24 protein-coding genes are annotated in these 25491 nt (G+C 67.8%); 16 read left to right on the forward strand and 8 right to left on the reverse strand.

All coding sequences use genetic code 11. The features are described from left to right. Positions 1-124: 124 nt before the first annotated feature. Both IE224_RS14145 and IE224_RS14150 read right to left on the reverse strand, forming a co-directional pair. Complete coding sequence (locus IE224_RS14145; protein ID WP_191311249.1) at positions 125-1768, reverse strand: glycerol-3-phosphate dehydrogenase/oxidase; 1644 nt, start codon at positions 1766-1768, stop codon at positions 125-127. Then, positions 1761-3287 (reverse strand): FGGY-family carbohydrate kinase, encoded by a 1527-nt coding sequence (locus IE224_RS14150; protein WP_191311251.1) that lies wholly within the window; start codon positions 3285-3287, stop codon positions 1761-1763. The genes IE224_RS14145 and IE224_RS14150 overlap by 8 nt, the downstream gene beginning before the upstream one ends. Before the next feature lie 203 nt (positions 3288-3490). Here IE224_RS14150 and IE224_RS14155 point away from each other — a divergent pair, with 203 nt between their 5' ends. Next, a complete protein-coding gene (locus IE224_RS14155) occupies positions 3491-4558 on the forward strand; it encodes a M20/M25/M40 family metallo-hydrolase (protein WP_191311253.1) in 1068 nt (355 codons plus the stop codon). Between the two features lie 52 nt (positions 4559-4610). Here the strand turns inward: IE224_RS14155 and IE224_RS14160 are convergent, their stop codons facing one another. After that, entirely contained in the window at positions 4611-4772 is a 162-nt protein-coding gene (locus IE224_RS14160; RefSeq protein ID WP_167624234.1) for a hypothetical protein, read from the reverse strand. A 163-nt stretch (positions 4773-4935) separates the two neighbouring features. On the opposite strand from IE224_RS14160, the gene IE224_RS14165 reads away from it, so the two are divergent. Together IE224_RS14165 and IE224_RS14170 are read left to right on the forward strand one after the other, a co-directional pair. Continuing rightward, positions 4936-8112, forward strand: coding sequence for a PAS domain S-box protein (locus tag IE224_RS14165; RefSeq protein WP_191311255.1), 3177 nt, complete (start codon positions 4936-4938; stop codon positions 8110-8112). Positions 8113-8194: 82 nt separating this feature from the next. Beyond that, positions 8195-8806, forward strand: coding sequence for an ATP-dependent Clp protease proteolytic subunit (locus IE224_RS14170; RefSeq protein WP_191311257.1), 612 nt, complete (start codon positions 8195-8197; stop codon positions 8804-8806). Positions 8807-8833: 27 nt separating this feature from the next. Here IE224_RS14170 and IE224_RS14175 read toward each other — a convergent pair whose 3' ends face one another. Both IE224_RS14175 and IE224_RS14180 read right to left on the reverse strand, forming a co-directional pair. After that, positions 8834-9868, reverse strand: coding sequence for a Gfo/Idh/MocA family protein (locus tag IE224_RS14175; protein WP_191311259.1), 1035 nt, complete (start codon positions 9866-9868; stop codon positions 8834-8836). Next, positions 9859-10854: an MDR/zinc-dependent alcohol dehydrogenase-like family protein gene (locus tag IE224_RS14180; RefSeq protein WP_229849394.1), complete on the reverse strand. Its 996-nt coding sequence runs from the start codon at positions 10852-10854 to the stop codon at positions 9859-9861. The genes IE224_RS14175 and IE224_RS14180 overlap by 10 nt, the downstream gene beginning before the upstream one ends. Before the next feature lie 246 nt (positions 10855-11100). Between IE224_RS14180 and IE224_RS14185 the strand changes: the two genes are divergently transcribed. Genes IE224_RS14185 through IE224_RS14220 form a run of 8 tightly spaced genes read left to right on the forward strand, consistent with a single transcriptional unit; the run spans position 11101 to position 20271 of the window. Further along, positions 11101-12207 carry an NAD-dependent epimerase/dehydratase family protein gene (locus IE224_RS14185; RefSeq protein WP_191311261.1) on the forward strand — a complete coding sequence of 369 codons (1107 nt, stop codon included), beginning with the start codon at positions 11101-11103 and terminating at the stop codon, positions 12205-12207. Then, on the forward strand, positions 12204-14195 hold the full coding sequence (locus IE224_RS14190; protein ID WP_191311263.1) for an SDR family NAD(P)-dependent oxidoreductase: 1992 nt from the start codon (positions 12204-12206) through the stop codon (positions 14193-14195). Before IE224_RS14185 ends, IE224_RS14190 begins: the two co-directional genes overlap by 4 nt. Continuing rightward, entirely contained in the window at positions 14192-15265 is a 1074-nt protein-coding gene (locus tag IE224_RS14195; RefSeq protein ID WP_202380138.1) for a glycosyltransferase family 4 protein, read from the forward strand. Before IE224_RS14190 ends, IE224_RS14195 begins: the two co-directional genes overlap by 4 nt. 1 nt (position 15266) lies before the next feature. Then, entirely contained in the window at positions 15267-16367 is a 1101-nt protein-coding gene (locus tag IE224_RS14200) for a CgeB family protein (RefSeq protein ID WP_191311265.1), read from the forward strand. Next, positions 16364-17452, forward strand: coding sequence for a CgeB family protein (locus IE224_RS14205; RefSeq protein ID WP_191311267.1), 1089 nt, complete (start codon positions 16364-16366; stop codon positions 17450-17452). The genes IE224_RS14200 and IE224_RS14205 overlap by 4 nt, the downstream gene beginning before the upstream one ends. Then, positions 17449-18543: a CgeB family protein gene (locus tag IE224_RS14210; protein ID WP_191311269.1), complete on the forward strand. Its 1095-nt coding sequence runs from the start codon at positions 17449-17451 to the stop codon at positions 18541-18543. The genes IE224_RS14205 and IE224_RS14210 overlap by 4 nt, the downstream gene beginning before the upstream one ends. An 18-nt stretch (positions 18544-18561) precedes the next feature. Further along, a complete protein-coding gene (locus tag IE224_RS14215; RefSeq protein ID WP_191311271.1) occupies positions 18562-19566 on the forward strand; it encodes a UDP-glucuronic acid decarboxylase family protein in 1005 nt (334 codons plus the stop codon). 3 nt (positions 19567-19569) lie between these two features. Further along, positions 19570-20271, forward strand: coding sequence for a TIGR04290 family methyltransferase (locus IE224_RS14220; RefSeq protein ID WP_191311273.1), 702 nt, complete (start codon positions 19570-19572; stop codon positions 20269-20271). A 31-nt stretch (positions 20272-20302) separates the two neighbouring features. On the opposite strand, the gene IE224_RS14225 is transcribed toward IE224_RS14220, so the two are convergent. After that, a complete protein-coding gene (locus IE224_RS14225; RefSeq protein ID WP_191311275.1) occupies positions 20303-20554 on the reverse strand; it encodes a DUF2934 domain-containing protein in 252 nt (83 codons plus the stop codon). A gap of 325 nt (positions 20555-20879) precedes the next feature. Here IE224_RS14225 and IE224_RS14230 point away from each other — a divergent pair, with 325 nt between their 5' ends. Beyond that, entirely contained in the window at positions 20880-21458 is a 579-nt protein-coding gene (locus IE224_RS14230) for a response regulator (RefSeq protein WP_167624246.1), read from the forward strand. A gap of 10 nt (positions 21459-21468) precedes the next feature. Here IE224_RS14230 and IE224_RS14235 read toward each other — a convergent pair whose 3' ends face one another. Together IE224_RS14235 and IE224_RS14240 are read right to left on the reverse strand one after the other, a co-directional pair. Further along, the gene (locus IE224_RS14235; RefSeq protein WP_191311277.1) at positions 21469-21606 is read right to left on the reverse strand and encodes a hypothetical protein; all 138 of its coding nucleotides are present in this window, start codon (positions 21604-21606) and stop codon (positions 21469-21471) included. 128 nt (positions 21607-21734) lie between these two features. Next, positions 21735-22292, reverse strand: a complete 558-nt coding sequence (locus IE224_RS14240) for a sigma-70 family RNA polymerase sigma factor (RefSeq protein WP_167624248.1) — start codon at positions 22290-22292, stop codon at positions 21735-21737. Positions 22293-22565: 273 nt separating this feature from the next. Between IE224_RS14240 and IE224_RS14245 the strand changes: the two genes are divergently transcribed. The 4 genes from IE224_RS14245 to IE224_RS14260 all read left to right on the forward strand — a co-directional run bounded on the left by IE224_RS14245 (position 22566) and on the right by IE224_RS14260 (position 25475). Continuing rightward, entirely contained in the window at positions 22566-22730 is a 165-nt protein-coding gene (locus tag IE224_RS14245) for a hypothetical protein (protein WP_191311279.1), read from the forward strand. Between the two features lie 128 nt (positions 22731-22858). Then, positions 22859-24115, forward strand: coding sequence for an NAD(P)/FAD-dependent oxidoreductase (locus tag IE224_RS14250; RefSeq protein ID WP_167624250.1), 1257 nt, complete (start codon positions 22859-22861; stop codon positions 24113-24115). A 77-nt stretch (positions 24116-24192) separates the two neighbouring features. Further along, complete coding sequence (locus tag IE224_RS14255) at positions 24193-24759, forward strand: sigma-70 family RNA polymerase sigma factor (RefSeq protein WP_191311281.1); 567 nt, start codon at positions 24193-24195, stop codon at positions 24757-24759. Continuing rightward, positions 24756-25475, forward strand: coding sequence for an anti-sigma factor (locus IE224_RS14260; RefSeq protein ID WP_167624252.1), 720 nt, complete (start codon positions 24756-24758; stop codon positions 25473-25475). Before IE224_RS14255 ends, IE224_RS14260 begins: the two co-directional genes overlap by 4 nt. Positions 25476-25491 lie beyond the last annotated feature (16 nt).

A 25491-nucleotide genomic window follows, 5' to 3' on the forward strand; every position in this document is an offset into this window, starting at 1 on the left:
TCTTTTTAGTTGGTTGCGCCGCCCGGCTGATAAATCTTTCCCTGCAGTCCAGATGCCCCATGCCGGACCGGCACCGCTTGGTCATGCAGCGACGAGCGATGCGCCAGTTTCTGGGCCGGCCGCCCTATGACAGCCGCAGCCTGTGCCGCGTGACCAGCAATGCTTCGGTGTCCTGGATCTCGCGCGTCCTGCGCTCGGCGTCCCATGACAACGTGGCGGCGCACAGCGCCCCGATCCGGTCCAGGTCGCGCCGCGACAGGTGGCCGGTGACGGCCAGGGGCGTGCGCCGCATCACCAGGTCGGCCAGGTGCTGCACGCTTTCGTGCCGCACCAGCCAGTCCAGTTCGGGGATCGAATAATCGGCATCGGCCAGCATCTCGGGCGCGGCGCCCTCGACCGTCAGGATCGCCTGGGCCGTGGTGCCATAGCGCGCCAGCAGCCGTGCCGCGCGGGCGGGGCTTGTGCCGATGCCGCGCGCCGCGCTTTCGGCCCAGGCTTCGGGATCGGCGGGATAATCGCGCCCGCCGCCGATCGGCGCCAGCTTCGTGTCGAAGCGCCGGGCTTGGCCCAGGCGGTCCAGCACCAGGTCCGCGACTTCCTCGGCAAAGCCGCGGAAGGTCGTCCACTTGCCCCCCACAAGCGAGATGATCGGCCAGGACCGCGCCCCGTCCGGTTCTGCCACGGGGGCTGAATGGTCGCGGCTGATCAGCCCCGGATTGGCCGCGTCCGAGGCGGGCAGCGGCCGGATCCCGGAATAGGCGTAAACGATCTGGCTGCGGTCGAAGCTCAGCCCCGGCAGCAACCCGCGCAGCGCATCCAGGAAATAATCAATCTCGGCATCGTCGCAGGCCACGTTGTCGGGGTCGTCGTCGCGGGTGTCGGTCGATCCCACAAGCGCCCGGCCCAGATAGTCGAAGACCAGGCAGATGCGGCCGTCATCGGCCTCGAAATAGATCATCCGGCCCTTCAGCGTGGCGATCAGGTCGGGGTGATCCAGCAGGATATGCGACCCCTTGGTCCCCCCGATCAGGCGCGAGGGCGCGCCAAGCGCCGCGTTCACCCGGTCGATCCAGGGGCCGGCGGCGTTGACCACGATCCGGGGCCGCAGCGCCTGCAGGCCGGCGGGCGTGTCCAGACGCAGCACCGCGCCCCCTGCCCCCTCCAGCGTGGCATAGTTCAGGGCCTGCGATTGCGGACTGGCGCGCATCCCCTCGGCCAGCAGTTCCCAGACCAGCCGTTCCGGCAGGGCCACGGTCGCGTCGTAGTATTGCCCCGCCGCGACGATGCGCGGGGTGATGGGCGGGATCTCGCGGATCGCGCGCTTCCTCGACCACAGCTGGTGGCGGGGCATGACCCTGTGGCGGCGGCCATAGAAATCATACATCGCCAGCCCGGTCTTCATCAGCAGCACGCCCCTGCTGCGCGGAGCGGTCGTCGATCCCAGCAGCGTCCGCAAGGCGGCTCCCACCCCCTTCAGCCAGGAAAAGATCGGGATCACCGTGGGCAGCGGGCGCACCAGATGGGGGGCGTTCTTCAGCAACAAGTTGCGTTCCAGCGTGGACTGCGCGACCAGGCGCAACTCGCCCGTTTCCAGATACTTGATGCCGCCGTGGATCAGCCGCGACGGCGCGGCCGAGGTGCCGCCGCCGAAATCGCCCTTGTCCGCGATCACGCAGCGCAGCCCCTGTTCGCAGAGGTCGCGGAACAGCCCCGCGCCGTTGATGCCGGCGCCGAGGATCAGCACGTCGATGTCCTGGATGTCAGTCATGGGAAGCCTTTGCCAGATCCTCGATCCGCGGCCAAAGCGGCGACAACGCGGCGACAAGATTGTTGAAGACGCCGTAGCGGCGCGACAGGTCCGCCGCGCGGCCGGGGTCCGGGTGGTAGGTGGTGGTCAGCGCGGCCAAGTCGCGCGGATCGGCGACGGGGCTGTCGAACAGGCCCGCGCCCGACCCCGCGCACAGCGCCGCGCCCCAGGCGGCGGCCTCGTCCGTGTCGCTGGTGGTGACGGGCATGTCCAGCACGTCCGCGAACAGTTGCGCGAAGACCGGGCTGCGCGAGATGCCGCCGGTCAGCCGCGCCGCGCCGGGCGCAAAGCCGTCGCGCAGAGCATCGACATGGTGGCGGTGGTTGAAGGCGATCCCCTCGACCACGGCGCGCAGCATCTGGCCCCGGTCGTGCCAGCCGTGCAGGCCCAGGAAGGCGCCGCTGGCCTGCGGGCCGTGGGGTGATCCGAACAGGTAGGGATGGAAGATCGCAGAGGACGGGCGCGACAGCGCGGCCGCGATCTCGGGCACGATCTCGGCGTGGAAGGCGCGGCCCTCGGCTTCAGCCGCGCGGCGGTCACTGCCGCAGAGCGTGTCCAGAAACCAGTCATAGTTCGCCGCCGATGCGGGCGAGATCGACATGGCGTTCCATTCCCCCCGCCGCAGCCCGTTGCGGCAGAACCAGCGGGCATCGGTGCGGGGTTCGGCCGACACCGTCTCGTTGATGGAATAGGTCCCGGCGACGATGGCGACCGTGCCCCGGCCATAGCCGCCCGATCCCAGGGCCGAGGCGGTCACGTCATGCAGCCCCGCCACGACCGGCGTGCCCGGCGCAAGCCCGGTCGCGGCAGCCGCCGCCCCGGTCACATGACCCACGACCTGATCGGGCAGCGCGACAGGGGGCAGCGCGTTGCGCAGCGCGCCCAGCCCGAAGACGGCAAGCGCGTCCGGGTCGAAGTTCTGGGTGCCGACATTGGTGAATGACGTGCTGGCCTCGGTCAGGTCGGTGCCGATCCGGCCGGTCAGGCAGAAGGTCAGCCAGTCCTTGCAGGCCAGCACATGGCCGATCCGGCCGAAGCGCTCGGGCTGGTTGTCGCGGATCCAGGCCAGGATCGCCGACGGGGCCGAGGCATGGGGAACCTGTCCGGTCAGCGCCAGGGCGCGTTCGGCTGTGCCGTCGCGCAGCCAGGCCCCTGCCAGATCGCCCGCGCGGCTGTCCAGCGACAGGATCCCCGGCCCCAGCGGCTGCGCCTGCCGGTCCAGAAGGTAAAGCCCGTCGCCATGCGCGGTCGCGGCCACGGCGGCGATCTGGGTCGCGGGGCGGCCGCAGGAGGCGACGGCTTCGGCAATGGCGGCGGCGGTCTGGGTCCACAGATCGCCCATGTCCCGCTCGACATGACGCGCGCAGGGCATGGACTGCGCGACGCGGCGGCGGGCGGTTGCCAGGACCTGACCATTCTCGGCGAAGATCACCGCCTTGGTGACGGTCAGCCCGTTGTCGATCCCCAGAAGCAGCGCCATCCCGACCCCTTCCCTTTCTGCATGTCCCGCGGCTGGCATATCCCCCCGAACGGTCCGCGCCAAGGGCAAGGCAATGGGCCCGGTCCTCCGGCGCGGCCGGGACACGGGAGGCAGCTTTTGTTTGTCGGGACGGAAATCCGGGAACAAAGGGCAGGCTCGGTCCTTTGAACAGCCCGAATGCCCAAGACCGAAGGATCACCGACATGGCGCCCGAATCCCTGGATTTCCTGACCTCCCTTATCGCCGCCCCATCGCCCAGCGGCAGCGAACAGCCCTCGGCCACGGTGTTTCGCGACCGCGTGAAGGATTTCGCGGACAAGGTCGAGGTCGACATCGTGGGCAATGTCATCGCCGTCCTGAACCCCGAGGCCGAGATGCGGGTGATGCTGACCGCCCATCTGGACGAGATCGGCTTCATCATCCACTACATCGCCGATGACGGGCTGCTGTATTTCAGCCCGATCGGCGGTCATGACAGCACGACCCTGCTTGGCCAGCGGGTCTGGGTGCATGGCAAGGACCGGGTGCCGGGCGTCATCGGCCGCAAGGCGATCCACCTTCTGGACCCCGACGAGGCCGGCCAGAAGCCGAAGATGTCCGAGATGTGGATCGACATCGGTGCGACGTCCCGCGACCAGGCCGAAAAGGCCGCGCGCGTGGGCGATGTGGTGACGTTCCAGTACGAGTTCCAGCCCCTGATGGGCAGCAGGGCGGTGGCGCGGGCCTTTGACAACAAGGGCGGCCTTTATGTCGTGGCCGAGGCGCTGCGGCTGCTGCGCCAGGACGGCGGTCTCCACCCCGAGGTGGGCGTCTATGCCGTGGCCGCCGTTCAGGAGGAGATCGGATCCCGCGGGGCGCAGATCGCCGCCCACAGGATCAACGCGCGCACCGGCCTTGCCGTGGACATGGGCCAGGCGACCGATTATCCCAACGCGGATGTGCGCCGCTATGGCGTGCTGGACATCGGCAAGGGGCCGGGCATCGACCGGGGCGCCAATACCAGCGACGCGGTCTTCGACATCCTGATGCAGGCCGCGACCGAGGACGACATAGCCTGCCAGGTTCATGCGACGGCAGGCACCACGCCAACCGATGCGCAGGTCATGCAGATCAGCCTGAACGGCATGGCGACCGGGCTTCTCAGCGTGCCGCTTCGCTATATGCACACGCCTTGCGAGGTGATCGACCTGGCCGACCTGGATCGGACGGCGCAGCTTGCGGCCGCCTATTGCCGCCGCATCCGCCCCGACACCGATTTCTGCCCACGCTGAAGACGGCCGGGGGAAAGACCCCGCGCCACAAGGCGCGGGGTCCTCACGTTGCCTACATGTTTTCCTGCGGCCCGCCGGGGGTCTTTTCGGCCTTGGCGGGGTTCATCACGTCGAACTCCTCGGGCGAATGGGGCACCCCCTCGTGGTCCCCCTGGCCGTTATGGCGGGGCGGATCGGCGGCGGGATTGGGATCCTTGGGCTTTTCGCGGGTCATGGCACGTCCTCCTGCAGGGTCAACCCGGTGGGCCGGGGGATGTTCCGTCGGGCTGTCGCAGTGGCCAGGGTGAACACCAGAAAGCGGACGTTGTTTCCGTTGGCGCATCGCGCCGCCCGGCCGCATAATGGCCCCCCACGCCCGGCAATGTTCCGGAGGATCCATGTCTGACGATTTCCCTCCCAAGCCTGCGGACCCTGGGGAAAATCCCGACACGATGGCGGTGCCCCTGCCCGACGACGGCCCGGCCTTCCTGCTGGCGTTGAGCGACGCGATGCGCGCCAAGCCCGATCCCGCCGCGGTGGTCGCGACGGCTGCGCGAATGCTGGCCAACAGGCTGGACGCGCTGCGCGTCGTCTTTTCGGAGGTCGATGGGGTCTTGTCCGGCTGGTGCGCCGATGACGGCGGAACGGGCGGCCTTTCCGCCTTGGCGGACCCGATCATGCAGGATCTCCGCTCCGGCAGGATTGTCGAGGCCGTCTTGGACGACAATGCCGCCTCTGCGCGGCCCGACCTGGCTGCCCTGTTCCGGCAAGGGGCAAGGGCGCTGCTGGCGGTGCCTGTGCGGATCCAGGGCAGGCTTGTCGCGCACCTGACCGTGCTGGGCCATGACCCCTGCCCTTGGCCCGACGCCCAGATCCGCCTGGTGCAGGAAGTGGCCGGGCGGCTTTGGGCGGACATCATGCGGGCGCGCACCGATGCGGCCCTTCGCGACAGCGAACAGAAGTTCCGCACCCTGTTCGATTCGATCGACGAAGGCTTCTGCGTTCTCGACATCATCGACGACCCCTTGGGCGGTCCCCCCGATTACCGCTTTGTCGAGGTGAACAAGGCGTTCGAACTGCACACCGGCCTATCGGGCATCGAAGGCAAACGCAGAAGCGAGGTATCGCCAGGATTGGAAGCCCCGTGGATCGAACATTACGCCGAGATCGTCCGGACGGGACGCGCTAGGCGCTTTGAAAGCCATCACAACGACACGGGCCGCTGGTACGACGTCTATGCCACGCCGGTCGGTGCCCCGGACAGCCGCCAAGTCTGCGTCGTCTTCCAGGATACGACCGAGCGCCGAGAGCGAGAGGAATGGCAGGCGTTCCTTTTGCGCCTTTCCGATGCCCTGCGGGTGGAACCCGATGCGGACGGGGTCGCAGATCGGGCGATGGGGATGCTGACCGACCAGCTCAGGCTCGACCGTTGTTTCATCGCCGCCTACCGGCTGGCCGAGGACCGGGCCGACATCACCCACCAGATCGCGCGCGGCGATGCGGCGCCCCTGCCGGTTCAAGTCCGCTTGTCGGATTTCCAGGCCTCGTTTCGGGAAGCCATGACCAAGACCCTGGTCATCGACGACAGCCACGACAGTGAGGGGCTGTCCCCGGCGGAACAAGCCTTCCGCCGCGACCTGGGGCTGCGGGCGGCGGTGGCCTCGACGGTGCGGGCGGGGCCGGGCAGGCCGCTCTGGTCGATGGTGGCCAGCACGGCCAGGCCCCGCCGCTGGTCACCGGGCGAGGTGGCCCTTGTCGAGGAAGCGGCCGAGCGGACCTGGGCTGCGATGGAACGGGTCCGCGCGGACAGCGCCTTGCGCCACAGCGAGGCGCGGCTGCGCGCCGCCTTTTCCATCAGCACCGTGGGGATGCTGTTCTGGCGCCGCGACGGCAGGCTGAACGACGTGAACGAGGCGTTCCTGGCAATGAGCGGCTTTGAACGCGAGGACGTCCTGGGCAAATCCTGGCGTGAACTGACCCCGCCCGAATTCCACGACGCATCTGCCCGCTTCGTCCAGGAAGTCGAGACCACGGGTGAGGGAAAGCCCTACGAGAAGCAGTATCTCCGCCGCGACGGGACGCGGTGGTGGGGGCTGTTCACCGCCCGCAAGGTCGACGACGGCTATGTCGAATTCGTGCTGGACATCACCCACCGGCATGAAGCCCAGGCCGCGCTTCGCGAACGGGAAGACCTTTTCAGCCAGTTCAGCCAGGCGTCGCAGGACGTCCTGTGGATCCGCGATGCCGAAACGCTGCGATGGACTTATCTGACCCCCGCCTTCGAGACGATCTACGGCATCGACCGGAGCCGCGCCCTGTCAGGCAACAACTATCGAAACTGGCTGGGCCTGGTCCTTCCCGCCGACCGAAAGGCCGCGAACGCGCGGATCCGGCAGGTGCGGACCGGGGAGCACGTGACCTTCGAATACCGCATCCGCCGGCCCCTGGACGGCCAGATCCGCTGGCTGCGCAACACCGACTTTCCCATCACCGATACCGCCGGAAAGGTGGTGATGATCGGCGGCGTCGGCCATGACATCACCGAGGCGAAGCTGGCCGAGCAGCGGTTGGAGCAAAGCGAGGAACGCCTGCGCAGCGCCGTGGAGGTCGGCAGGCTGGGCTTGTGGGACTGGAACGTCCAGACGAACCGTGTCCACTGGTCGGACGAGCATTTCCGCATGGAGGGCTATCGCGTCGGAGAGGTCGAGCCAAGCTACGAGACATGGGCGGCGCGGCTTCATCCCGATGACAAGGAAGCCACCGAACAGGCCCTGCGCCACGCGATGGAGACACATCAGGAATACGGGCGCGAATTCCGGGTCATGCATCCCGATGGCTCGGTGCGTTGGCTGCATGGCCGCGGCCGGTTTCAGTATGACGATGCCGGCAGGCCGGTGCGGATGATCGGCGCGATGATCGACACCACTCAGCGGCGCGAATGGGAGGACCGGCAGAAGCTGCTGGTGGCCGAGCTTCAGCACCGGACCCGCAACCTGATGAGCGTGGTCCGCGCCCTGGCCGAACGGACCGGCAGCACAAGCGTCAGCCTTGCGGATTTCCAGGACCGCTTCGGCAAGCGGCTGGACGCCCTTGCCCGCGTGCAGGGCCTTCTGTCGCGCCTGAACGACCACGACCGCGTGACCTTCGACGAACTGATCCGGTCCGAACTGTCGGCCATGCCCGCGACGGCGGACCGCGTGACGCTGGAGGGACCAGCAGGGGTCAGGCTGCGTTCCTCGACCGTGCAGACGCTGGCCCTGGTGCTGCATGAACTGGCAACCAATGCCGTCAAATACGGTGCCCTGGGACAGCCCGCCGCCCGGTTGGACATCACCTGGAGGCTGGAGCCGCCGGAAGCCCAGGGCAAGCCCTGGCTGCATGTGCTGTGGCGGGAAAGCGGCGTGTCGATGCCGGCCGAGGACCAGATAGGCCGCGGCCAAGGGCGCGAGTTGATCGAGCAGGCGCTGCCCTATCAGATGAAGGCCCGCGTCAGGTTCGACCTTGATCCGGACGGTGTCCGATGCGCGATCTCGTTCCCGGTGTCGGGAACCTCGGGCGGCGCCCTGCGGGCCTGATTCCGGCCGGATGGCAGTGCGACAGGCGGGGGAACATCCGGTCCCACGGCCGGTTGACCCCCAGAAGCAAGGGACTGCGATCATGCCGGACAAGCAGACGGACCCCGACCTTTCAAGCCTCTTGTTCGAACCCAATGTCTGGATCAACGGCCCGATTGATCAGTCGGCCCTTGGCTTCTTTCTTGAAAAGCTGGCCCATGTCCGGCGCGACGGACTGCCCTTGCTGATGGAGTTGAACACCCAGGGCGGCGACGCCGACATCGGGCGCCGCATCGCAAGCGAAATCCGCTATTTCCTGGCCGAGCCGGGACGAACCGGCCGGATCATCGGCAAATCCTATGTCTATTCGGCCGGGGTCACGATCCTGGCGGCCTTCCCCCGGACGCTGCGCTACCTGACCGAAGATGCGGTGCTTCTGATCCACGAACGCCACCTGACCCAGACCCTGGAGCTGAAGGGCCCGATCCAGGCCTGCCTGCAGATCGTGCGGGAACAGCTTTCGCTTCTGGAAACCTCGAAGGCACTTGAACTGGAGGGATTTCGCGAGTTCGTCGAGGGCAGCGACATCTCGGTCGAGAACCTGCTGGAACATGCACGGAACAACTGCTACCTGCGCGCGCCCCAGATCGAGAAGCACGGCTTGGTCAACCGCGTCATCCGTCCAGGCGATCTTGGCGGGCAGGCCGCCACCTGATCCGGCCTGCCCGCGCCAACGCTGTATCTAGCTTCGCCCGCCCCGCGCCTGGCCATAGATCCCGTCGATCACCCGCGCCAGATCGACCAGCCGTTCGGCCTGCGGCTCGAAGCGCGGATCCACCGCAAGTTGCCGCGCCCAGGCCTGCGCCATCCGGCCGCCCCAGTCGTCCGGCGGGCCGACCAGTTCGCGGGTGGCCGTGCCGTCGTGGCGATGGGCTGCGAAGTCGTAGAAGCCGCCGCCCGGATTGGTCAGCGACGCGCCGCCCCCGGTGCCGTGGACATGCATCTCGATCTTCGCCTCGGTCCCCGCGTGCAGCCGCCAGGAACAGGCGATGTTGATGGCAATGCCGCTGTCGGTGGTCAGGCTGGCCGAGGCGTAATCCTCGACCTGGTCCTCCGGCACGTTTGGGTTGCCCTCGCGACAGATGCGGCCCGCGATCCGGTCGATGCGGGGGAAATCCAGGCACCACAGCGCGCTGTCGATCAGGTGGACGCCCAGATCCATCAGCGGCCCGCCCCCCGACTGCGCCTTGTCATAGAACCAGGGCTTGTCCGGGCCATAGGCGTTGTGAAAGACCAGATCCATTGCGAAGACACGTCCCAGGCCGCCGCCCTGCACCTGGTCGCGCAGCGCCTGCAGGGCGCGCGTCCCGCGATAGGACAGGTCCACTGCCAGCAGCCGGTCGGCCCGGCGCGCGGCCTCGACGGCGGCGCGGGCCTCGGCCTCGGTCCGGCCCAGGGGCTTCTGGCAGAAGACCGCGCAACCGGCGTCAAGGGCGCGGATCGTCTGTTCCGCGTGCAGCGCCGATGGCGTGGCGATCACCACCCCGTCGGGCCGGGTCGCCAGCAGGTCGTCAAGCGTCCGGCCCGTCGCGGCCTCCGGGGCAAGGGCCGCGGCTTCCGCCAGGCAGTCGTCGGACGGATCGGCCAGGCCCACGACCTCGACCTTGGTCCCGTCGCAGATCGCCCGCATCCGATGGCGCCCGATCCAGCCAAGGCCCAGAAAGGCGATGCGGGGCGCGGCCTTGACCTGCGGGGCGGGGGCGGCGGTCATGCGCATGTGACATAGGCCTTTACCAGTCCCTCGGGCTTGTCGCGGGTGGCGTCAAGCGCCTGATCCAGGGCCTCCAGCGGGAAGACATGGGTCAGCAGCGGCGCGGGATCCAGCCGCCCCGCCTCGATCGCGGCAATGGCGTCGCGCAGGCCTTGCAGGTAAACCTCGGGGCGGCGCTCATGGGCATTGACCACGTTGATGCCGCGCCAGTTCCAGTTCTGCATGTTGACCTGCCGCGGCCCGTCCTGGTGATAGCCCGCGACGACCAGGCGTCCGCCCTCGGCCACGATCTCTCCGGCCAGATCCAGCGGCCATTGCTTGCCCACGGCCTCGATCACCACGTCGCAGAAGCGGCCGTCCGTCAGGTCGGACACCTGCCCGATGATGGCATGGTGATCCTCCATCGGGACCGTGCGGGCCGCGCCCATCTGCCGGGCAAGCGCCAGGGACGATGGGCGGCGCGAGATCGCGATGACCTCGGCCCCGACATTGGCGGCAAGCCGGGTCAGCACGGCGCCCAGGAAACCGATGCCGATGATCGCCACCCGGTCGCCCTGCCCGATGCCCGATCGGCGGAAGATGTTCATCGCGCAGGCAAAAGGCTCGCCCGGGAACGGGCCTGCGATGCTGTCGGGCAGCGGCACGACCATTGCAGCCTCCACGACCTCGTGCGTGGCATATCCACGCTGCCCCAGGAAGGCGACCCGCTGCCCTTCGCGCAGATCGGCCACATCCGTGCCAAGCGCGTCGATCCGGCCCCAGCCCTCGTGGCCCAGCCCGCCCGGCTCGGTCGGAAAGGTCATCCAGTCAGGCCCCGCCCAGGGTTCCAGGTTCGAGGCGCAGACCCCGCAGCCTTCCAGCCGGATGCGGATCTGGCCCGGGCCGGGTTCCGGCAGGGGAAGCTGCTCGACGGCGATCTGACCCGCGCCGGTCAGGCGGACCGCCCGCATCAGATCCGCATCCGTCGTGAAATGTCTGGCTGGCTGGTTCATCCTCACCTCGCTGGGCTGTGCGCGGGCGGCGCCGCGCTTCCGACTTGCAGAAACGGCAGAAAATGGCCCATGTTCCCCCGATATTTTTCCCTTCAACGAAGTGACTGAAAAGGTTGAAGAAGAAGTCATCATTGATGATGAACAAGAAGCAGCCCGCCTTAAGCCTCGGAGGGATCGGGCATTTTCTTGGGAACCCGACCCGCGGCCCCCGGTTTCACATTGTGTTGAACGACAGGGGACGGGTCAATGACGAAGGTGCTGATAACCGGGGGCTGCGGCTTCATTGGACGCCATGTGGCCGAGGAGATGCTGGCCCATGGCCATCAGGTGCGCCTTTACGACGCGCTGATCGACCAGGTCCACGGCGGCGGCCAGCCGCAGATCCCGGACGGCGCCGAACTGGTGCGTGGCGACGTCCAGGATCCCGACCGCCTGCGCCGCGCGCTTGAAGGCTGCGATGGCGTCATCCACCTGGCGGCCGAGGTTGGCGTCGGCCAGTCGATGTACGAGATCGCCCGCTATACCGGCGCGAACGACCTGGGCACGGCGGTCCTGCTGGAAGCGATGCTGGCCCATCCGGTCAAGCGCATGGTCGTCGCCAGTTCCATGAGCGTCTATGGCGAAGGCTATTACGCCCGCCCTGACGGCAGCCTTCTGGAAACCGTTCGCCGCAAGCCGTCCGAGGTGCGCGCCGGCAACTGGGATCCGCTGGCCCCCGACGGCGCGGCCCTGACGCCGCACCCGACCAACGAACACAAGCGCCCCGACCTGGCCTCGATCTATGCGCTGACGAAATACGCGCAGGAACGCGCAGTGATGATCTTCGGCGAGGCCTACGAGGTCGAGGCGGTGGCCCTGCGGCTGTTCAACGTCTTTGGCGCGGGGCAGGCGCTGTCCAACCCCTATACCGGGGTTCTGGCCAACTTCGCCTCGCGTCTGGCCTCGGGCGAACGGCCCACGATCTTCGAGGATGGGCAGCAGCGCCGCGACTTCGTCCATGTCCGCGACGTGGCCCGCGCTTTCCGCCTGGCCTACGAGACCCCGGCCGCCGCGGGCGAGCTGTTCAACATCGGTTCGGGCAACGCCTATACCGTGACGCAGGTGGCGACGCTGCTGGCCGATGCCATGGGCCTGCCGGACCTGACCCCCGAGATCACCGGCAAGTATCGCGCCGGGGACATCCGCAACTGCTTCGCCGACATTTCGAAGGCGCGCGAGTTGCTGGGCTTCGAGCCGCAGGAAAAGCTTGAGGATTCGCTGGACGAGTTCGTCACCTGGGTACGCGGCGAAGTCGTCGTGGATCGCGGCGCCGAGATGCGCCGGCAACTGGAGGAGCGGAGGCTCGTTTCATGAAGGGTTATGGCTTCGTCGAATGGTTCCGCCCCGGCGAACATGACCGCGTCGAACAGGCGCTGCCCGAGCTTCTGGCCTCTGGCGCCGGCCACCTGCGCACGCATCTCAGCTGGGCGGAATACCTGTCGCCGGGCGGCGAGGCCTGGTTCGACTGGCTGATCCCCAAGCTGGGCAAGCAGATCGACCTTCTGCCCTGCGTCCATTACACGCCGCCGTCCATGTCCCGGAACGGACGCAGCACCGGCGCGCCCGTGGTCCTCAAGGACTACGCCGATTTCATCGACCATGTCCTGAACCGCTATGGCCGCCATTTCAGCCATATCGAATTGTGGAACGAACCCAACAACCTGTTGGACTGGGACTGGCGCGAGGACCACGACTACCAGTTGTTCTCGGAAATGGTCGGCGGCGCGGCCTATTGGGTGAAGCAGCGCGGCTGGAAGGCCGTGCTGGGCGGCCCCTGCCCCTTCGATCCCCTGTGGCTGGACCTGATGGGCCAGCGGGGCGTGCTGGCCCAATGCGACGCGGTGGGCTTTCACGGCTTTCCGGGCACATGGGACAGCGAGGAAGGCGCCTGGCAGGGCTGGGACATGCACCTGGGCGAGATGCGCGCGGTGCTGGCCCGCTACGGCGCGCCGGAAATCTGGATCACCGAAACCGGCTATTCCACCTGGCGCGGCGACCAGATGGAACAGGCCCGCCGCTTCGCCAACGCGGTCGAGGCGCCGGCGGATCGTCTTTACTGGTATGGCTGGCAGGATCTGGCGCGCGACGTGGCCGTGCAGGAAGGGCTGTGGTTCGACCCGCGCCATTACCACATGGGCGCCGTCGATGCGGACGGGCAGCCCAAGCTGCTGGCGCGGCTGCTGAAGGACGGCGGCGTGGCCCGCCTGCGCGAGGTGACGCATCTGGCCGCCCCCTCGATCAGCCGGGCGGTGCGTCCGGTCGTCATCACCGGCGGCAGCGGCTTCATCGGCTCGAACCTGGCCGACAGCTTCCTGTCGGACGGCCATGACGTGGTGGTGGTGGACAACCTGTCCCGCCCCGGCGTGGACCAGAACCTCCGCTGGCTGACCGACCGGCACGGCGACCGCGTCCACCCGATGCCCGCCGACCTGCGCGACGAGACGGCCATGCGCGACGCCATGCGCGATGCCCAGGCGGTGATCCACCTGGCCGCGCAGACCGCCGTCACCACCAGCCTGACCGCGCCGATGGAGGATTTCGAGGTCAACGCCCGCGGCACCATCAACGTGCTCGAGGCGATCCGCGCCACGGGCCGCCCGGTGCCGATCCTGTTTGCCTCGACGAACAAGGTCTATGGCGCGCTTGAAGACCTGCGGATGCTGGAAAGCGACGACCGCTATGTTCCCGCCGATGCCCGCATCCGCGAAAACGGCATCGACGAGACGCGCCCGCTGGACTTCTGCACGCCCTATGGCTGCTCCAAGGGCGTGGCGGACCAGTATGTGCTGGACTATGCCAAAAGCTACGACATCCCCTCGGCCGTGTTGCGGATGTCCTGCATCTATGGCCCGCGCCAGTTCGGGACCGAGGATCAGGGCTGGGTCGCCCATTTCCTGATCCGCGCCCTGATGGGCGAACCGATTTCCGTTTATGGCAACGGCAAGCAGGTGCGCGACATCCTGCATGTCTCGGACGCGGTGGCGGCCTACCGGATGGTTCTGGACCGGATCGGGCGGCTGAAGGGACAGGCCTTCAACCTGGGCGGCGGGGCCAGGAACTCGGTCAGCCTGAAGCTGGTCCTGCACGAGATCGAACGCGTGGTGAACCATCCCGTGCCGCTGTCCTTTTCCGACTGGCGGCAGGGGGACCAGTATTACTTCGTGGCCGATACCGCCCGCCTGACGGCCGAGACCGGCTGGCAGGCCCGCACCGGCTGGCGCGAGGGGCTGGCGGATCTGGCCGCCTGGTTGCGCGCCAACCGCAGCTTCCCCGAACGGGAAGCCCTGCGGGTGCGTGCATGAGCCTGCGCGTCCTTATGACCCTGGATGCGGCAGGCGGGGTCTGGCGATACGCGATGGACCTGGCCCGGGCGCTCGGCGTCGAGGTGGTGTTCCTGGGCTTCGGCCCCACGCCCAGCCCCGACCAGCGGGCCGAGGCCGAGGCACTGGGCGTCCTGGACTGGACCGGCCTGCCGCTGGACTGGATGGTCGCCGATGCCCACGCCCTGGCCTGCGTGCCACAGGCGGTGGCCGAGGCCGCGGCCCGGCACCGGGCGGACCTGATCCACCTGAACCTGCCCACGCAGGCCGCGGGACTGCGCACACCCCTGCCGGTGGTGGCGGTCAGCCATTCCTGCGTCGCCACCTGGTTCCGCGCCGTCAGGAACAGCGACCTGCCCGACGGCTGGGGCTGGCAGCGCGGCCTGAACGCCGCAGGGCTTGCCCGCGCCGATGCCGTGGTTGCGCCCTCGCGGTCCCATGCCGATCTGCTGCGGCGCGTTTACGGCGTCGCGGCGGCCGTGGTTCCCAATGCCGTGGCCCCCGCCGCCCACCGCACTGCCGACTGGCCGATGGTCGCCGCGTCCGGCCGCTGGTGGGACGATGGCAAGAACGGTGCCGTTCTTGATGCCGCAGCCCGGCGGATGGACTGGCCGGTGACCATGCTGGGTCCGGTGGAAGCGCCCACCGGCCAGCGGTTCACCGCGCTGCACGCCACGACGGCGGGGAACCTGCCCCATGACCGGGCCATGGCGCTGATGCGCGACGCGGGCATCTTCGTCTCGCCCTCGCTCTACGAGCCATTCGGGCTGGCCGTGGCCGAGGCGGCAGGAACGGCGATCCCGCTGGTTCTGGCCGACATCCCGACCTTTCGCGAATTGTGGGACAGCGCCGCGACCTTTTTCGACCCGGCGGATCCGGATGCCCTGGCCCATGCGGTCAATGCCCTGGCCCGCGACTCCGGCGAACGCCGCCGCCTGGGCCGGGCCGCGCTGCTGCGATCGCGGCATTATTCGCCCGCCGCGCAATCCGACGCGATGCTGGGGCTTTACGCCCGCCTGACCGAACCGCAACCCCGCACCGCCACGAGGTGACATGCGCTTCCTGTTCTACACCCACTCGCTGATCTCGGACTGGAACCACGGCAACGCCCATTTCTTGCGCGGCGTGATGCGGGAACTGCTGGCCCTGGGCCATCACGCCCGCGCCCTGGAACCCGAGGACAGCTGGAGCCGCCAGAACCTGCTGGCCGACGGCGGCCCGCAGGCAGTGGCGGATTTCCACGCGACTTTTCCCATGCTGCAATCGCAGATCTACGGGGCGGACTTCGACCATGCGGCGGCTGTGGAGGGGGCCGATGTGGTGGTGGTCCACGAATGGTCAGACCCCGCCCTGGTCAAGCGCATCGGCGATCTGCGCCGCGCGGGCGGCCGCTTCACCGCGCTGTTCCACGACACCCACCACCGCGCCGTCAGCCGCGAGGGAGAGATCGCGGGCCTGGACCTGTCGGGTTACGACGGCATCCTGGCCTTCGGCGAAACGCTGCGCGAACGCTATCTGAAGGCGGGCTGGGGACGGCAGGTCTTCACCTGGCACGAGGCCGCCGACACCGCCCTGTTCCATCCACTTCAAGCGCAGGAAGAAGGCGACCTGATCTGGATCGGCAACTGGGGCGACGACGAACGCAGCGCCGAACTGGCCGAGTTCCTGATCCGGCCCGCCCGCGACCTGAATCTGCGCGCCACCGTGCGCGGCGTCCGCTATCCCGACCACGCGCTGCGGCAGTTGGCAGAGGCGAGCATCGCCTATGGCGGCTGGATCGCCAACGCCCGCGCGCCCGAGGCCTTTGCCCGCCACCGCGTCACCGTCCATGTCCCGCGCGGCCCATATGTCCGCGAACTGCCAGGCATCCCCACCATCCGCCCCTTCGAGGCCTTGGCCTGCGGCATCCCCCTGGTGTCGGCCCCCTGGTCGGACACCGAGGGGCTGTTCCGCGACGGCGACTTCCGCTGGGCGCAAGACGGCGACCAGATGCGCGCCCATCTGCGCGAACTGGTGAACGATCCCGCAGCCCGCGCCGAACAGGCCGCGCGGGGGCTGGAAACCATTCGCGCCCGCCACACTTGCGCCCATCGCGCCAGCGAACTGCTGGCCATCCTCGACACCCTGTCCGCCCGCGAAAGGAAAAGCGCATGAAGATCGCCTTTTACGGATCCAGCCTTCTGTCGGCCTATTGGAACGGGGCGGCGACCTATTACCGCGGGATGCTCAAGGCACTGGCCGCACGGGGCTATGACATCACCTTCTTCGAACCGGATGTCTACGACCGCCAGGCCAATCGCGACATCGACCCGCCGGAATGGTGCCAGGTGGTGGTCTATGACGGCACCGTCGAGGCCCTGGAGCAGGTGGCAACCCAAGCCGCGGATTTCGACATCGTCGTCAAGGCATCCGGCGTGGGCTTCCAGGACGACCTGCTGCTGACCCGCGTGATGGCGGCGGCTCGACCCGGCGCGCTGCGCGTCTTCTGGGACGTGGACGCACCTGCCACGCTGGCCGAAATGCGCGCGGCGCCCGATCATCCGCTGCGGCGGATGCTGCCCGACCTGGATCTGGTGCTGACCTATGGCGGCGGCGATCCGGTGGTCGCGGCCTATCGCGGCCTTGGCGCGCGGGAATGCGTGCCGGTCTATAACGCGCTTGACCCCGAAACCCACTTCCCGGTCGATCCTGACCCGCGCTTCGCCTGCGACCTGGCCTTCCTGGGCAACCGCCTGCCCGACCGCGACTCGCGCGTGGCCGAGTTCTTCCTGAAGCCCGCCGGGCTGGCGCCCGACCAGTCCTTCCTGATCGGCGGGTCGGGCTGGGGCGACGTGCCGATGCCCGGCAACATCCGCAAGCTGGGCCATGTCGGCACCGGCGATCACAACGCGCTGAACTGCACGCCGCGCATGGTGCTGAACGTGGCCCGCGACAGCATGGCGGCCAACGGCTTTTCCCCCGCCACCCGCGTTTTCGAGGCAGCGGGTGCGGGCGCCTGCCTCATCACCGACCAGTGGGAGGGGATCGAACTGTTCCTCAAACCCGGCGAGGAGGTGCTGGTCGCCCGCGACGGTCAGGACGTGGCCGACCTGCTGGCCGGCACCAGCCCCGACCGCGCCGCGCGGATCGGCCGCGCCGCCCTGGCGCGCGTGCTGGCCGACCACACCTATGCCAATCGGGCCGAACAGGCAGACGCGCTGTTCCGCGCCCATGCCGGGCGGATGGAGGCCGCGGAATGAACATCGCAAGCCCCGGCCGCCGCAGGGACATCGTGATCCTGGGCCTGTCGCTGTCCTCCTCCTGGGGGAACGGCCATGCGACGACCTTTCGGGCGCTGATCAAGGGTCTGTCCGCCGAAGGCCATCGCGTGCTGTTCCTGGAACGCGACACCCCCTGGTATGCGCCCCACCGCGACCTGCCCGCGCCCGATTTCTGCGAGCTTGTGCTGTATGACGACATGGGGGCGATGCTGGCGGAATATGGCGACCGGCTGCGGGCGGCCGACAGCGTGATGGTCGGATCCTATGTCCCCGACGGCATCGCGCTGATCGACCGGCTGGCGGGCATGGGCCTGCGGCAACTGACCTTCTATGACATCGATACGCCGGTAACGATGCAGGCCTTGGACGACGGCACCTGCGAGTATCTGGCGCCCCGGCAGATTCCGCTGTTCGACATCTATTTCAGCTTCTCGGGCGGCGAGGTGCTGACGCATCTGCGCGATGTCCGCGGCGCGCGCCGGGCCGAGGCGCTGTATTGTTCGGTGGACGATGCGCTTTATCCCGCGCTTGACCTGCCGAAACGCTGGGACTTCGGATATCTGGGCACCTATTCCCCCGACCGCCAGCCGACGCTGGATGCGCTGCTGCTGGAACCCGCGCGGCTGTTGCCCAACATGCGCTTCGTCGTGGCCGGGCCGCAATACCCGGACGACATCGATTGGCCCGCCAACGTGGACCGGATCGAGCATCTGCCCCCCGCCGACCATCCCGCCTTCTACAACGCGCAGCGCTTCACCCTGAACGTGACGCGGGCGGCGATGCGCCGCATGGGCTGGTCCCCCAGCGTCCGCCTGTTCGAGGCCGGGTCCTGCGGCGTGCCGGTCATCAGCGATGACTGGCCGGGTCTGGACGAGTTGTTCGCGGACGGAACGGCCATCGCCATCGCGCGGGACACGGGCGACGTGGTTCGCGCCCTGCAGGGGGCGGACGCCGCGCAGTCGCGCCGCCTAGGACAGGCTGCCCGGCAGGTGGTGCTGGCAGGCCATACCGGCCGCGCCCGCGCGCGCGAGATGATCGGGGCGATCGAGGCTGCCCCTGTCGAACCCTGAACGCAAGTGGAGGATGACATGACGACACCGAACCGGATGACGATCCTTGTGGCAGGCGGCGCGGGCTTTGTCGGCTCTCACCTTTGCGAAACGCTGTTGAAGCAGGGGCATCGCGTGATCTGCCTCGACAGCTTCCTGACCGGGCGGGAAGACAACATCCTGCCGCTCTGCGCCTATGACGGCTTCCGCCTGATCCGCCACGACGTGTCGCAGCCGGTGCGGGTGGGTGAACGGCTGGACCGGGTCTATAACCTGGCCAGCCCCGCCTCGCCGCCGCACTACCAGGCCGATCCGGTCCATACGATGATGACCAACGTGGCGGGCACGCTGCACCTGCTGACCCTGGCGGAAACGCAGGGCGCCCGCTTCCTGCAGGCCTCGACCAGCGAGGTCTACGGCGACCCTGACATCCACCCCCAGCCCGAGGATTACGTGGGCCATGTGAACTGCACCGGCCCCCGCGCCTGCTATGACGAAGGCAAGCGCGCGGCCGAGGCGCTGTGCTATGACTTCGTGCGCGCGGGGCGGGCGGACGTGCGGGTCGCACGGATCTTCAACACCTACGGCCCCCGGATGCGCGCCGATGACGGGCGGATCGTGTCGAACATGATCGTGCAGGCGCTGACCGGCGCGCCGATGACGGTTTACGGCGACGGCAGCCAGACGCGCAGCTTCTGCTATGTCTCGGATCTGGTCGCGGGCATGATTGCGCTGATGGAGGCCAAGGCCGCGCCCGCGACCCCCGTCAACCTGGGCAACCCCGAGGAGTTCCGGATCATCGAGCTGGCGACCCTTGTGCGCGACATGATCCCGACCCGGTCGCGCATCGTCCATCGCCCCCTGCCCCAGGACGACCCCAAGCGCCGCCGCCCCGACATCGCGCGGGCGCGGGAACTGCTGGGCTGGCAGCCGCGCGTCACGCTTGCGCAGGGCCTGCCGCAGACGGTGGCCTTCTTCGCAAGCGTCGTGCAGCCCCCGGTAGCGAAGAAGACCGTGCTGATGGGCGCGGCCCTGGGACGCTGAACGATGAACGGCGACAGCGATCTTCGCGCGCGGATCGATGCGCTTGGGCCCTGGTTCCACAACCTGCGCCTGAACGGCGTCCAGACCGCGCCCGATCATTTCCTGGGCGACTATCCCAGCTTCAAGTGGCAGGGCTTCCAGCATGTCGTGCCCGCCGACATGACGGGTATGACGGTCCTGGATATCGGCTGCAACGCGGGCTTCTATGCGCTCGAGGCCGCGCGGCGGGGCGCCGACCGCGTGGTGGCCATCGACAGCGACCCGCGCTATCTGGCCCAGGCCCGATTGGCGGCCGAGGTGGCGGGCGCGCGCGTGCAGTTCCACCAGATGTCGGTCTATGACGTGGCCGACCTGGCCGAGCGGTTCGACTTCGTGATCTTCATGGGCGTGCTGTACCATCTGCGCCACCCGCTGCTGGCGCTTGACCTGATCCACGACCATGTGGCGGGCGACCGGATGCTGTTCCAGTCGATGCAGCGCGGATCGGACCGGGTCGCGGCCCAGCAGGCCGACTACGACTTCGACGACTGGTCGCCCTTCCAGGGGCCTGACGTGCCGCTGTTCTATTTCCTGGAACACAGCTATGCGGGCGATCCGACCAACTGGTTCGTCCCGAACCGCGCGGGGATCGAGGCGATGCTGCGCAGCGCGGGATTCCGGATCCTCGAACACCCGGAACGCGAAGTCTATCTTTGCGGCGTCTAGGGGCGGCACCCGAAAGGGCCGCCCCTATGGGTCAGCCCTGGTCCTTATTGTTTTCCAGGTCGTCATACTGGCGGCGGGCCAGTTCCGATTCGATCGTGTCGCGGTCGCCCTCGGGCGGATCTTCCTGCAGGCGCGGCGACGGCGGCGTGTCATCGCTGCCCCCGCCCCCCATCTCGGACCGGGCCTGTTCCCAATGCTGGTCATGCATTCCTTCGGGGCGGCCCTGCTCCTCCCACAATTGATGTGCGCGTTGCCGTATCCGGTCTTCCTGATCAGCGTCCATGGCAGCCTCCGTTAATGAAGATCAAGCCGGGGAACCGGAAAGTCTTTGAAATGTTCCTGTGGGTAACGATCTAATGGATCGCCCAAATGCGCAGAAGAGCCGAAGCCGGATCAGTCTCGCCCTCCAGAAAATGTCCTTCCAAGCTGGACGAAATTGTTTTTTGCCGAAACAAGGCTTCGGCGGAAACATGCTTAGACAAATCTCCAGCAAAGGCAGATAGCTCTGGCACCTGTGGATTAATCGGTTAATCATTCGGCGTGCAGTTCAAATGGTCGATCTTTCAACCCGTTCGTATGGCTGAAATAATTTGCAATTGGTGCCAGAAATGACAGACACCTCGCTCAGAATATTGGTCGTCGAGGATGACTTTCTCACAGCGCAACGGCTGACAACGGAAATACGGGCGAATGGCGATCATGTCGTGGGCCCGTTTGCCGATGTCCATGACGCCATCCATTGCGTCGGCCTGGCCCAAGCTGCGATCCTGGATGTCCGCGTCCAGGACGAAACCTCGTTCCAGGTCGCGGATTCCCTGATCCACGGGGGCGTGCCCTTCGTCTTCCTGACCGGATACGATCGACGCCACATCCCGTCGCGGTTCTCGGCGCGCAGTGTCTTCTACAAGCCCAGTCCGGCTGCCCCCCTTCTCAGCAACCTCCACCGCGAATACGGCCTGAGGGCGGACCTTCAGGAAGACACGGTGGAATCGGCCGTGATCGAGATGATCCACATCGCGCGCGGCCTGATGCCCGACAAGGCCTCGGCCGAACGGTTGGTCGAAGCCGCGCTGATCCGGGCCATCCAGGAACAGGGAGAGGGTTCGGTCCCCCCCAATGTCCGCGGCTGGCTATGTCATCTGCTGGACAGGGAATACAAGGAACGCGGCCGGATCCACCTGCAGTGACCTGAGGCCGTCAGCTGTCCCTTCGGCCTTCGGTGCCGGCCTTGCGCTGCAGCAGGACGTCGCGCAACTGCGCCGCAAGAACCTGCAGCCGTTCCGGCACGGATTCCTGCTGGAGCTTGCGACCCCAGTCCTTCAAATCTGTTTCCATCGTCGGCTCCGCTTCATGGCATGGGGCGGGCATCGTTGAACCCCTGTTTATAATGCAATTTGGTCGGCTGGCGCGCCGGGCTTCGCAGTCTGCGATGAAAGTCGCAGATCTGTCCGGACAGGGCATTGTCAGAACTCTGGCTGCAGGGTTTCGCGCAGGATGCGCCTGGCGCGGCTGACCCGGCTTTTGATCGTGCCGATGTCGCATTCCAGGATCTGGGCGGCGTTGATGTAGCTTTCCCCCAGCACGGTGATCAGCATCAGCGCCTCGCGGTAATGCTGCGGCAACTGGTCCACGGCATGCAGCAATTCCTTGCGCCGAAGATGCCATTCCTGGGTCGGCTGGCTTTTCGGCATGGCGGAAACGCAATCCGCCTGCCCGGTCGGTTCCCGGCTGGACTTGCGGCAGTTGTTGTAGAACCGGCTGCGCATGATGGTGAACAGCCAGGCCCGCAGGTTCGTCCCGGGCCGGTAGCTGTCGGCATATTCGATGGCGCGCAAAAGTGTTTCCTGCACCAGATCGTCCGGATCCTGGGTGCCCCGGCACAATCCCCGCGCAAAGGCCCGCAGGGCCGGAACATGGTCAAGAATGTCGTCGGATGCGCCTGCAGCCGGGCGTGCCGCCAGGGTCGGCCTTGAGGGTAGTGGTGGTTTGGGAAGTTCGAGGGAACCGACCTGGTCAATCATGCGATCTCTCCTTGGGGTCCGCGGTTGCGGTGTGGCGGAATGCCGGGCCGTTCGACCGATGCGAAAGGCCCGTCATCCCGGCGGCAGATGGTCGGCCTGTCCCAAAGATACCTCTTCCCGACATGCCTGTCCCTGCCGCTGCTGCGGCGTCTGAACCAGGTCAGGATGGGTTTGTTCCCGGGAATATGCAAGAAAGCGCGATGTTTTTCGTCCGCGTCGAATCCCTGCCGAACTTCATTGGCTTGGCGGTAATAGAACCCTATGATGGTCTTCATGGAAACCGACGACGATAGCCCCTTCTGCGACCCCAACCGCGATCCGAGGATGGCAGAGCTATTGGGCGATGTCGAACAGCAGCCCATCCCGCCGCGCCTCAAGGAACTGGCCGACCGCCTGAGCAAGGCCCTGGCCGAGGCCCGCAAGCGCCGCGATCACTGAAAACCCGCCATCGGCAGCCCGGATCCTCAGGAACAAATGGCGCGAAGCCCGGTTGCTTTCCCTGACGCGGATTCCACCAGACCGGGGCCTGTCCCTGGCCGCATCCCTAGATTGCACATGAGGTTTCCTTGACCCACCACGTCGTCGTTGTCGGGGCAGGTTTTGCCGGACTGCAACTGGTCAAGGGTCTGGCCGGCGCGGGATGCCGCGTCACGCTGATCGACCAGCGGAACCACCACCTGTTCCAGCCGCTGCTGTATCAGGTGGCCACCACGTTGCTCTCTACCTCGGAAATCGCCTGGCCGATCCGCAGGGTGCTGCGCAACCGCCCCGACGTGACCACGCTGCTGGCCCGCGTCACCGGCGTCGACCGCGTGACCCAGAGGGTGACGCTGGAAAACGGCACCACCGTTTCCTATGACACGCTGGTCCTGGCCACCGGCGCGCGCCACGCCTATTTCGGCCATGACGAATGGGAAGCCGATGCCCCCGGTCTCAAGACGCTCGAGGATGCGACGACGATCCGCCGCCGCCTGCTTCTGGCCTTCGAGCGGGCCGAGATTGCGTCCGATCCGGCTGAACGCGACGCGAACCTGACCTTCGCGATCATCGGCGGCGGCCCGACCGGGGTCGAACTGGCGGGCATCGTGGCCGACCTTGCCCATCGCGTCCTGCCCCGCGAATTCCGCGCCATCGACACCCGCACCGCCCGGATCATGCTGATCGAGGCCGGGCCGCGCCTTTTGTCGGTCTTTGCGCCCAAGCTGTCGGATTACGCGGCCGCGGCGCTTGAACGGCGCGGCGTGCAGGTGCTGACCGGGCGGCCCGTCACGCAGGTGTCGCGCGATCAGGTGGTGATCGGCGACCAGCCGGTACCCTGCCGGACCGTGATCTGGGCCGCGGGCGTGCAAGCCTCGCCCGCCGCGAACTGGCTGGGGGCCGAGGCCGACCGGGCCGGGCGGGTGATGGTGAACGCGCATCTGACGCTGCCCGACGATCCGCAGGTCTTCGTCCTGGGCGACACCGCCCATGTCGAGACCGACGGCAAGCCCGTGCCGGGCCTTGCGCCCGCCGCCAAGCAGCAGGGGCAGTATGCGGCATCGGTCATTCGGGCCAGGCTGGCAGGCAAGCCCCTGCCCGCGCCGTTCCGCTATGTCCATCGCGGCAACCTGGCCACGATCGGGCGCAATGCGGCCGTGATCGATTATGGCCGCTTCCGCCTCACCGGCGGACTTGCCTGGTGGATCTGGGGCATCGCGCATATCTATTTCCTGATCGGCGTGCGGTCCCGCCTGGCCGTCGGGATCAACTGGCTGTGGAGCTTTCTGTCCCGCCAGAACCCCGCCCGCCTGATCACCCAGAAGGAAACCGGGCGGCGCGGGTGACGTGGCGGGGTGATCAGGTTCTTGCGCTGCGCCCCGGGACATGCATTCTTGCGGCAAGTCGCAGGCAGGATGTGGGAATGCCCGAAGACCACCACGGGGACAAGATTTCGGGCCTGATCCTGCGCGTGTCGCTGCGCGACAGGCGCGCCTTTGACAGCCTTTATCATGCCACCGCGCCCAAGCTGTTCGGCACCTGCCTGCGGATCCTGCGCGACCGCGCCGAGGCCGAGGAGGCCGTGCAGGAGGTCTTCGTCAAGATCTGGCTCAAGGCCGGACGCTTTTCCGTCACGGGCCAAAGCCCGATGTCCTGGCTGATCGCCATCGCCCGCAACCATGCCATCGACCGGCTGCGGTCCCGGCGCGGCGCATCCGCCGGCGTCACGGGCGCGCTTGACGACGCGGCGCTTGAGATCCGCGACCCCTCGCCCACGCCCGAAGGCCATGTGCTGGCCGCCGCTGAACGCACCCGGCTGGACGGCTGCCTGTCGCAACTGGACGGCGAACGCGCCGCCGCGGTAAAGGGCGCCTATCTGGATGGGCACAGCTATGCCGACCTGGCCGAACGCCACGGCGTGCCCCTGAATACCATGCGCACCTGGCTGCGGCGCAGCCTCATGCGCCTGAAGGAGTGTCTTGAGCCATGAGCGGCGTGGACCAGCAGCGCCCCGGGGAAGACCAGCCCGACGGCGGCGACGACATCCTGGCGGCGGAATTCGCCCTGGGCGTCCTGCCGCCCGAGGATCAGGCCGCGCTTGCCCGGCGGGCCGAGACCGACCCGGCCTTCGCCCGCCTGGTGTCGGACTGGCAGGACCGTCTTCTGCCCCTGGCTGACGGTTTTGCACCGACCGACCCGGCGCCTTCGGTGAAGCAGTCGCTTGACACCCATCTGTTCGGAACGGCGCAGGCCCGTCCCGGCATCTGGCGCAGCCTGGGCCTGTGGCGTGGCCTGACGGCGGCGGCGACGGCGGCCTTTCTTCTGGCCCTGGCCCTGCCGGCCCTGTCGCCCCCCACGCCGGAAGTCCGGCTGGTCGCGCTTCTGGCGCATGAAGGAAGCAACGTCCATTACATGGCCGTCTATGACACCGACGATGGCGAGGTGGGGCTGTCCCACCTGTCCGGAAACCCGGCTGCGGGCCAGGATTTCGAGCTGTGGGTGATCCAGGATCCGCAGCAGGCCCCGGTCTCGCTGGGGGTGATCCCCGCGGGGCAGCCCGCCGCCCATCTGGCCGTCGACGCCCGCACCCGCGCCCTGGTCGAGGCCGGCGCGCAACTGGCCATCACCCTTGAACCGCAGGGCGGATCGGCCACCGGCCTGCCAACCGGCGACGTCGTGGCGGCGGGCGACCTGCGCGGCATCTGAAGCCGCATCGATCGTC

Origin of the sequence: Paracoccus aerius, assembly GCF_014656455.1 — a bacterium.
GTDB lineage: Bacteria > Pseudomonadota > Alphaproteobacteria > Rhodobacterales > Rhodobacteraceae > Paracoccus > Paracoccus aerius.

Excerpts from the sequence above, each read along its gene's own strand:
- IE224_RS14225 (WP_191311275.1), bottom strand. The coding sequence starts at position 20,554 with ATGGACGCTGATCAGGAAGACCGGATACGGCAACGCGCACATCAATTG.
- IE224_RS14150 (WP_191311251.1), bottom strand. The coding sequence starts at position 3,287 with ATGGCGCTGCTTCTGGGGATCGACAACGGGCTGACCGTCACCAAGGCG.
- IE224_RS14205 (WP_191311267.1), top strand. The coding sequence starts at position 16,364 with ATGAAGATCGCCTTTTACGGATCCAGCCTTCTGTCGGCCTATTGGAAC.
- IE224_RS14245 (WP_191311279.1), top strand. The coding sequence starts at position 22,566 with ATGGAAACCGACGACGATAGCCCCTTCTGCGACCCCAACCGCGATCCG.
- IE224_RS14145 (WP_191311249.1), bottom strand. The coding sequence starts at position 1,768 with ATGACTGACATCCAGGACATCGACGTGCTGATCCTCGGCGCCGGCATC.
- IE224_RS14180 (WP_229849394.1), bottom strand. The coding sequence starts at position 10,854 with ATGAACCAGCCAGCCAGACATTTCACGACGGATGCGGATCTGATGCGG.
- IE224_RS14155 (WP_191311253.1), top strand. The coding sequence starts at position 3,491 with ATGGCGCCCGAATCCCTGGATTTCCTGACCTCCCTTATCGCCGCCCCA.
- IE224_RS14165 (WP_191311255.1), top strand. The coding sequence starts at position 4,936 with ATGTCTGACGATTTCCCTCCCAAGCCTGCGGACCCTGGGGAAAATCCC.
- IE224_RS14220 (WP_191311273.1), top strand. The coding sequence starts at position 19,570 with ATGAACGGCGACAGCGATCTTCGCGCGCGGATCGATGCGCTTGGGCCC.
- IE224_RS14260 (WP_167624252.1), top strand. The coding sequence starts at position 24,756 with ATGAGCGGCGTGGACCAGCAGCGCCCCGGGGAAGACCAGCCCGACGGC.
- IE224_RS14200 (WP_191311265.1), top strand. The coding sequence starts at position 15,267 with ATGCGCTTCCTGTTCTACACCCACTCGCTGATCTCGGACTGGAACCAC.
- IE224_RS14210 (WP_191311269.1), top strand. The coding sequence starts at position 17,449 with ATGAACATCGCAAGCCCCGGCCGCCGCAGGGACATCGTGATCCTGGGC.
- IE224_RS14195 (WP_202380138.1), top strand. The coding sequence starts at position 14,192 with ATGAGCCTGCGCGTCCTTATGACCCTGGATGCGGCAGGCGGGGTCTGG.
- IE224_RS14230 (WP_167624246.1), top strand. The coding sequence starts at position 20,880 with ATGACAGACACCTCGCTCAGAATATTGGTCGTCGAGGATGACTTTCTC.
- IE224_RS14240 (WP_167624248.1), bottom strand. The coding sequence starts at position 22,292 with ATGATTGACCAGGTCGGTTCCCTCGAACTTCCCAAACCACCACTACCC.
- IE224_RS14175 (WP_191311259.1), bottom strand. The coding sequence starts at position 9,868 with ATGCGCATGACCGCCGCCCCCGCCCCGCAGGTCAAGGCCGCGCCCCGC.
- IE224_RS14190 (WP_191311263.1), top strand. The coding sequence starts at position 12,204 with ATGAAGGGTTATGGCTTCGTCGAATGGTTCCGCCCCGGCGAACATGAC.
- IE224_RS14170 (WP_191311257.1), top strand. The coding sequence starts at position 8,195 with ATGCCGGACAAGCAGACGGACCCCGACCTTTCAAGCCTCTTGTTCGAA.
- IE224_RS14215 (WP_191311271.1), top strand. The coding sequence starts at position 18,562 with ATGACGACACCGAACCGGATGACGATCCTTGTGGCAGGCGGCGCGGGC.
- IE224_RS14235 (WP_191311277.1), bottom strand. The coding sequence starts at position 21,606 with ATGGAAACAGATTTGAAGGACTGGGGTCGCAAGCTCCAGCAGGAATCC.
- IE224_RS14160 (WP_167624234.1), bottom strand. The coding sequence starts at position 4,772 with ATGACCCGCGAAAAGCCCAAGGATCCCAATCCCGCCGCCGATCCGCCC.
- IE224_RS14185 (WP_191311261.1), top strand. The coding sequence starts at position 11,101 with ATGACGAAGGTGCTGATAACCGGGGGCTGCGGCTTCATTGGACGCCAT.
- IE224_RS14255 (WP_191311281.1), top strand. The coding sequence starts at position 24,193 with ATGCCCGAAGACCACCACGGGGACAAGATTTCGGGCCTGATCCTGCGC.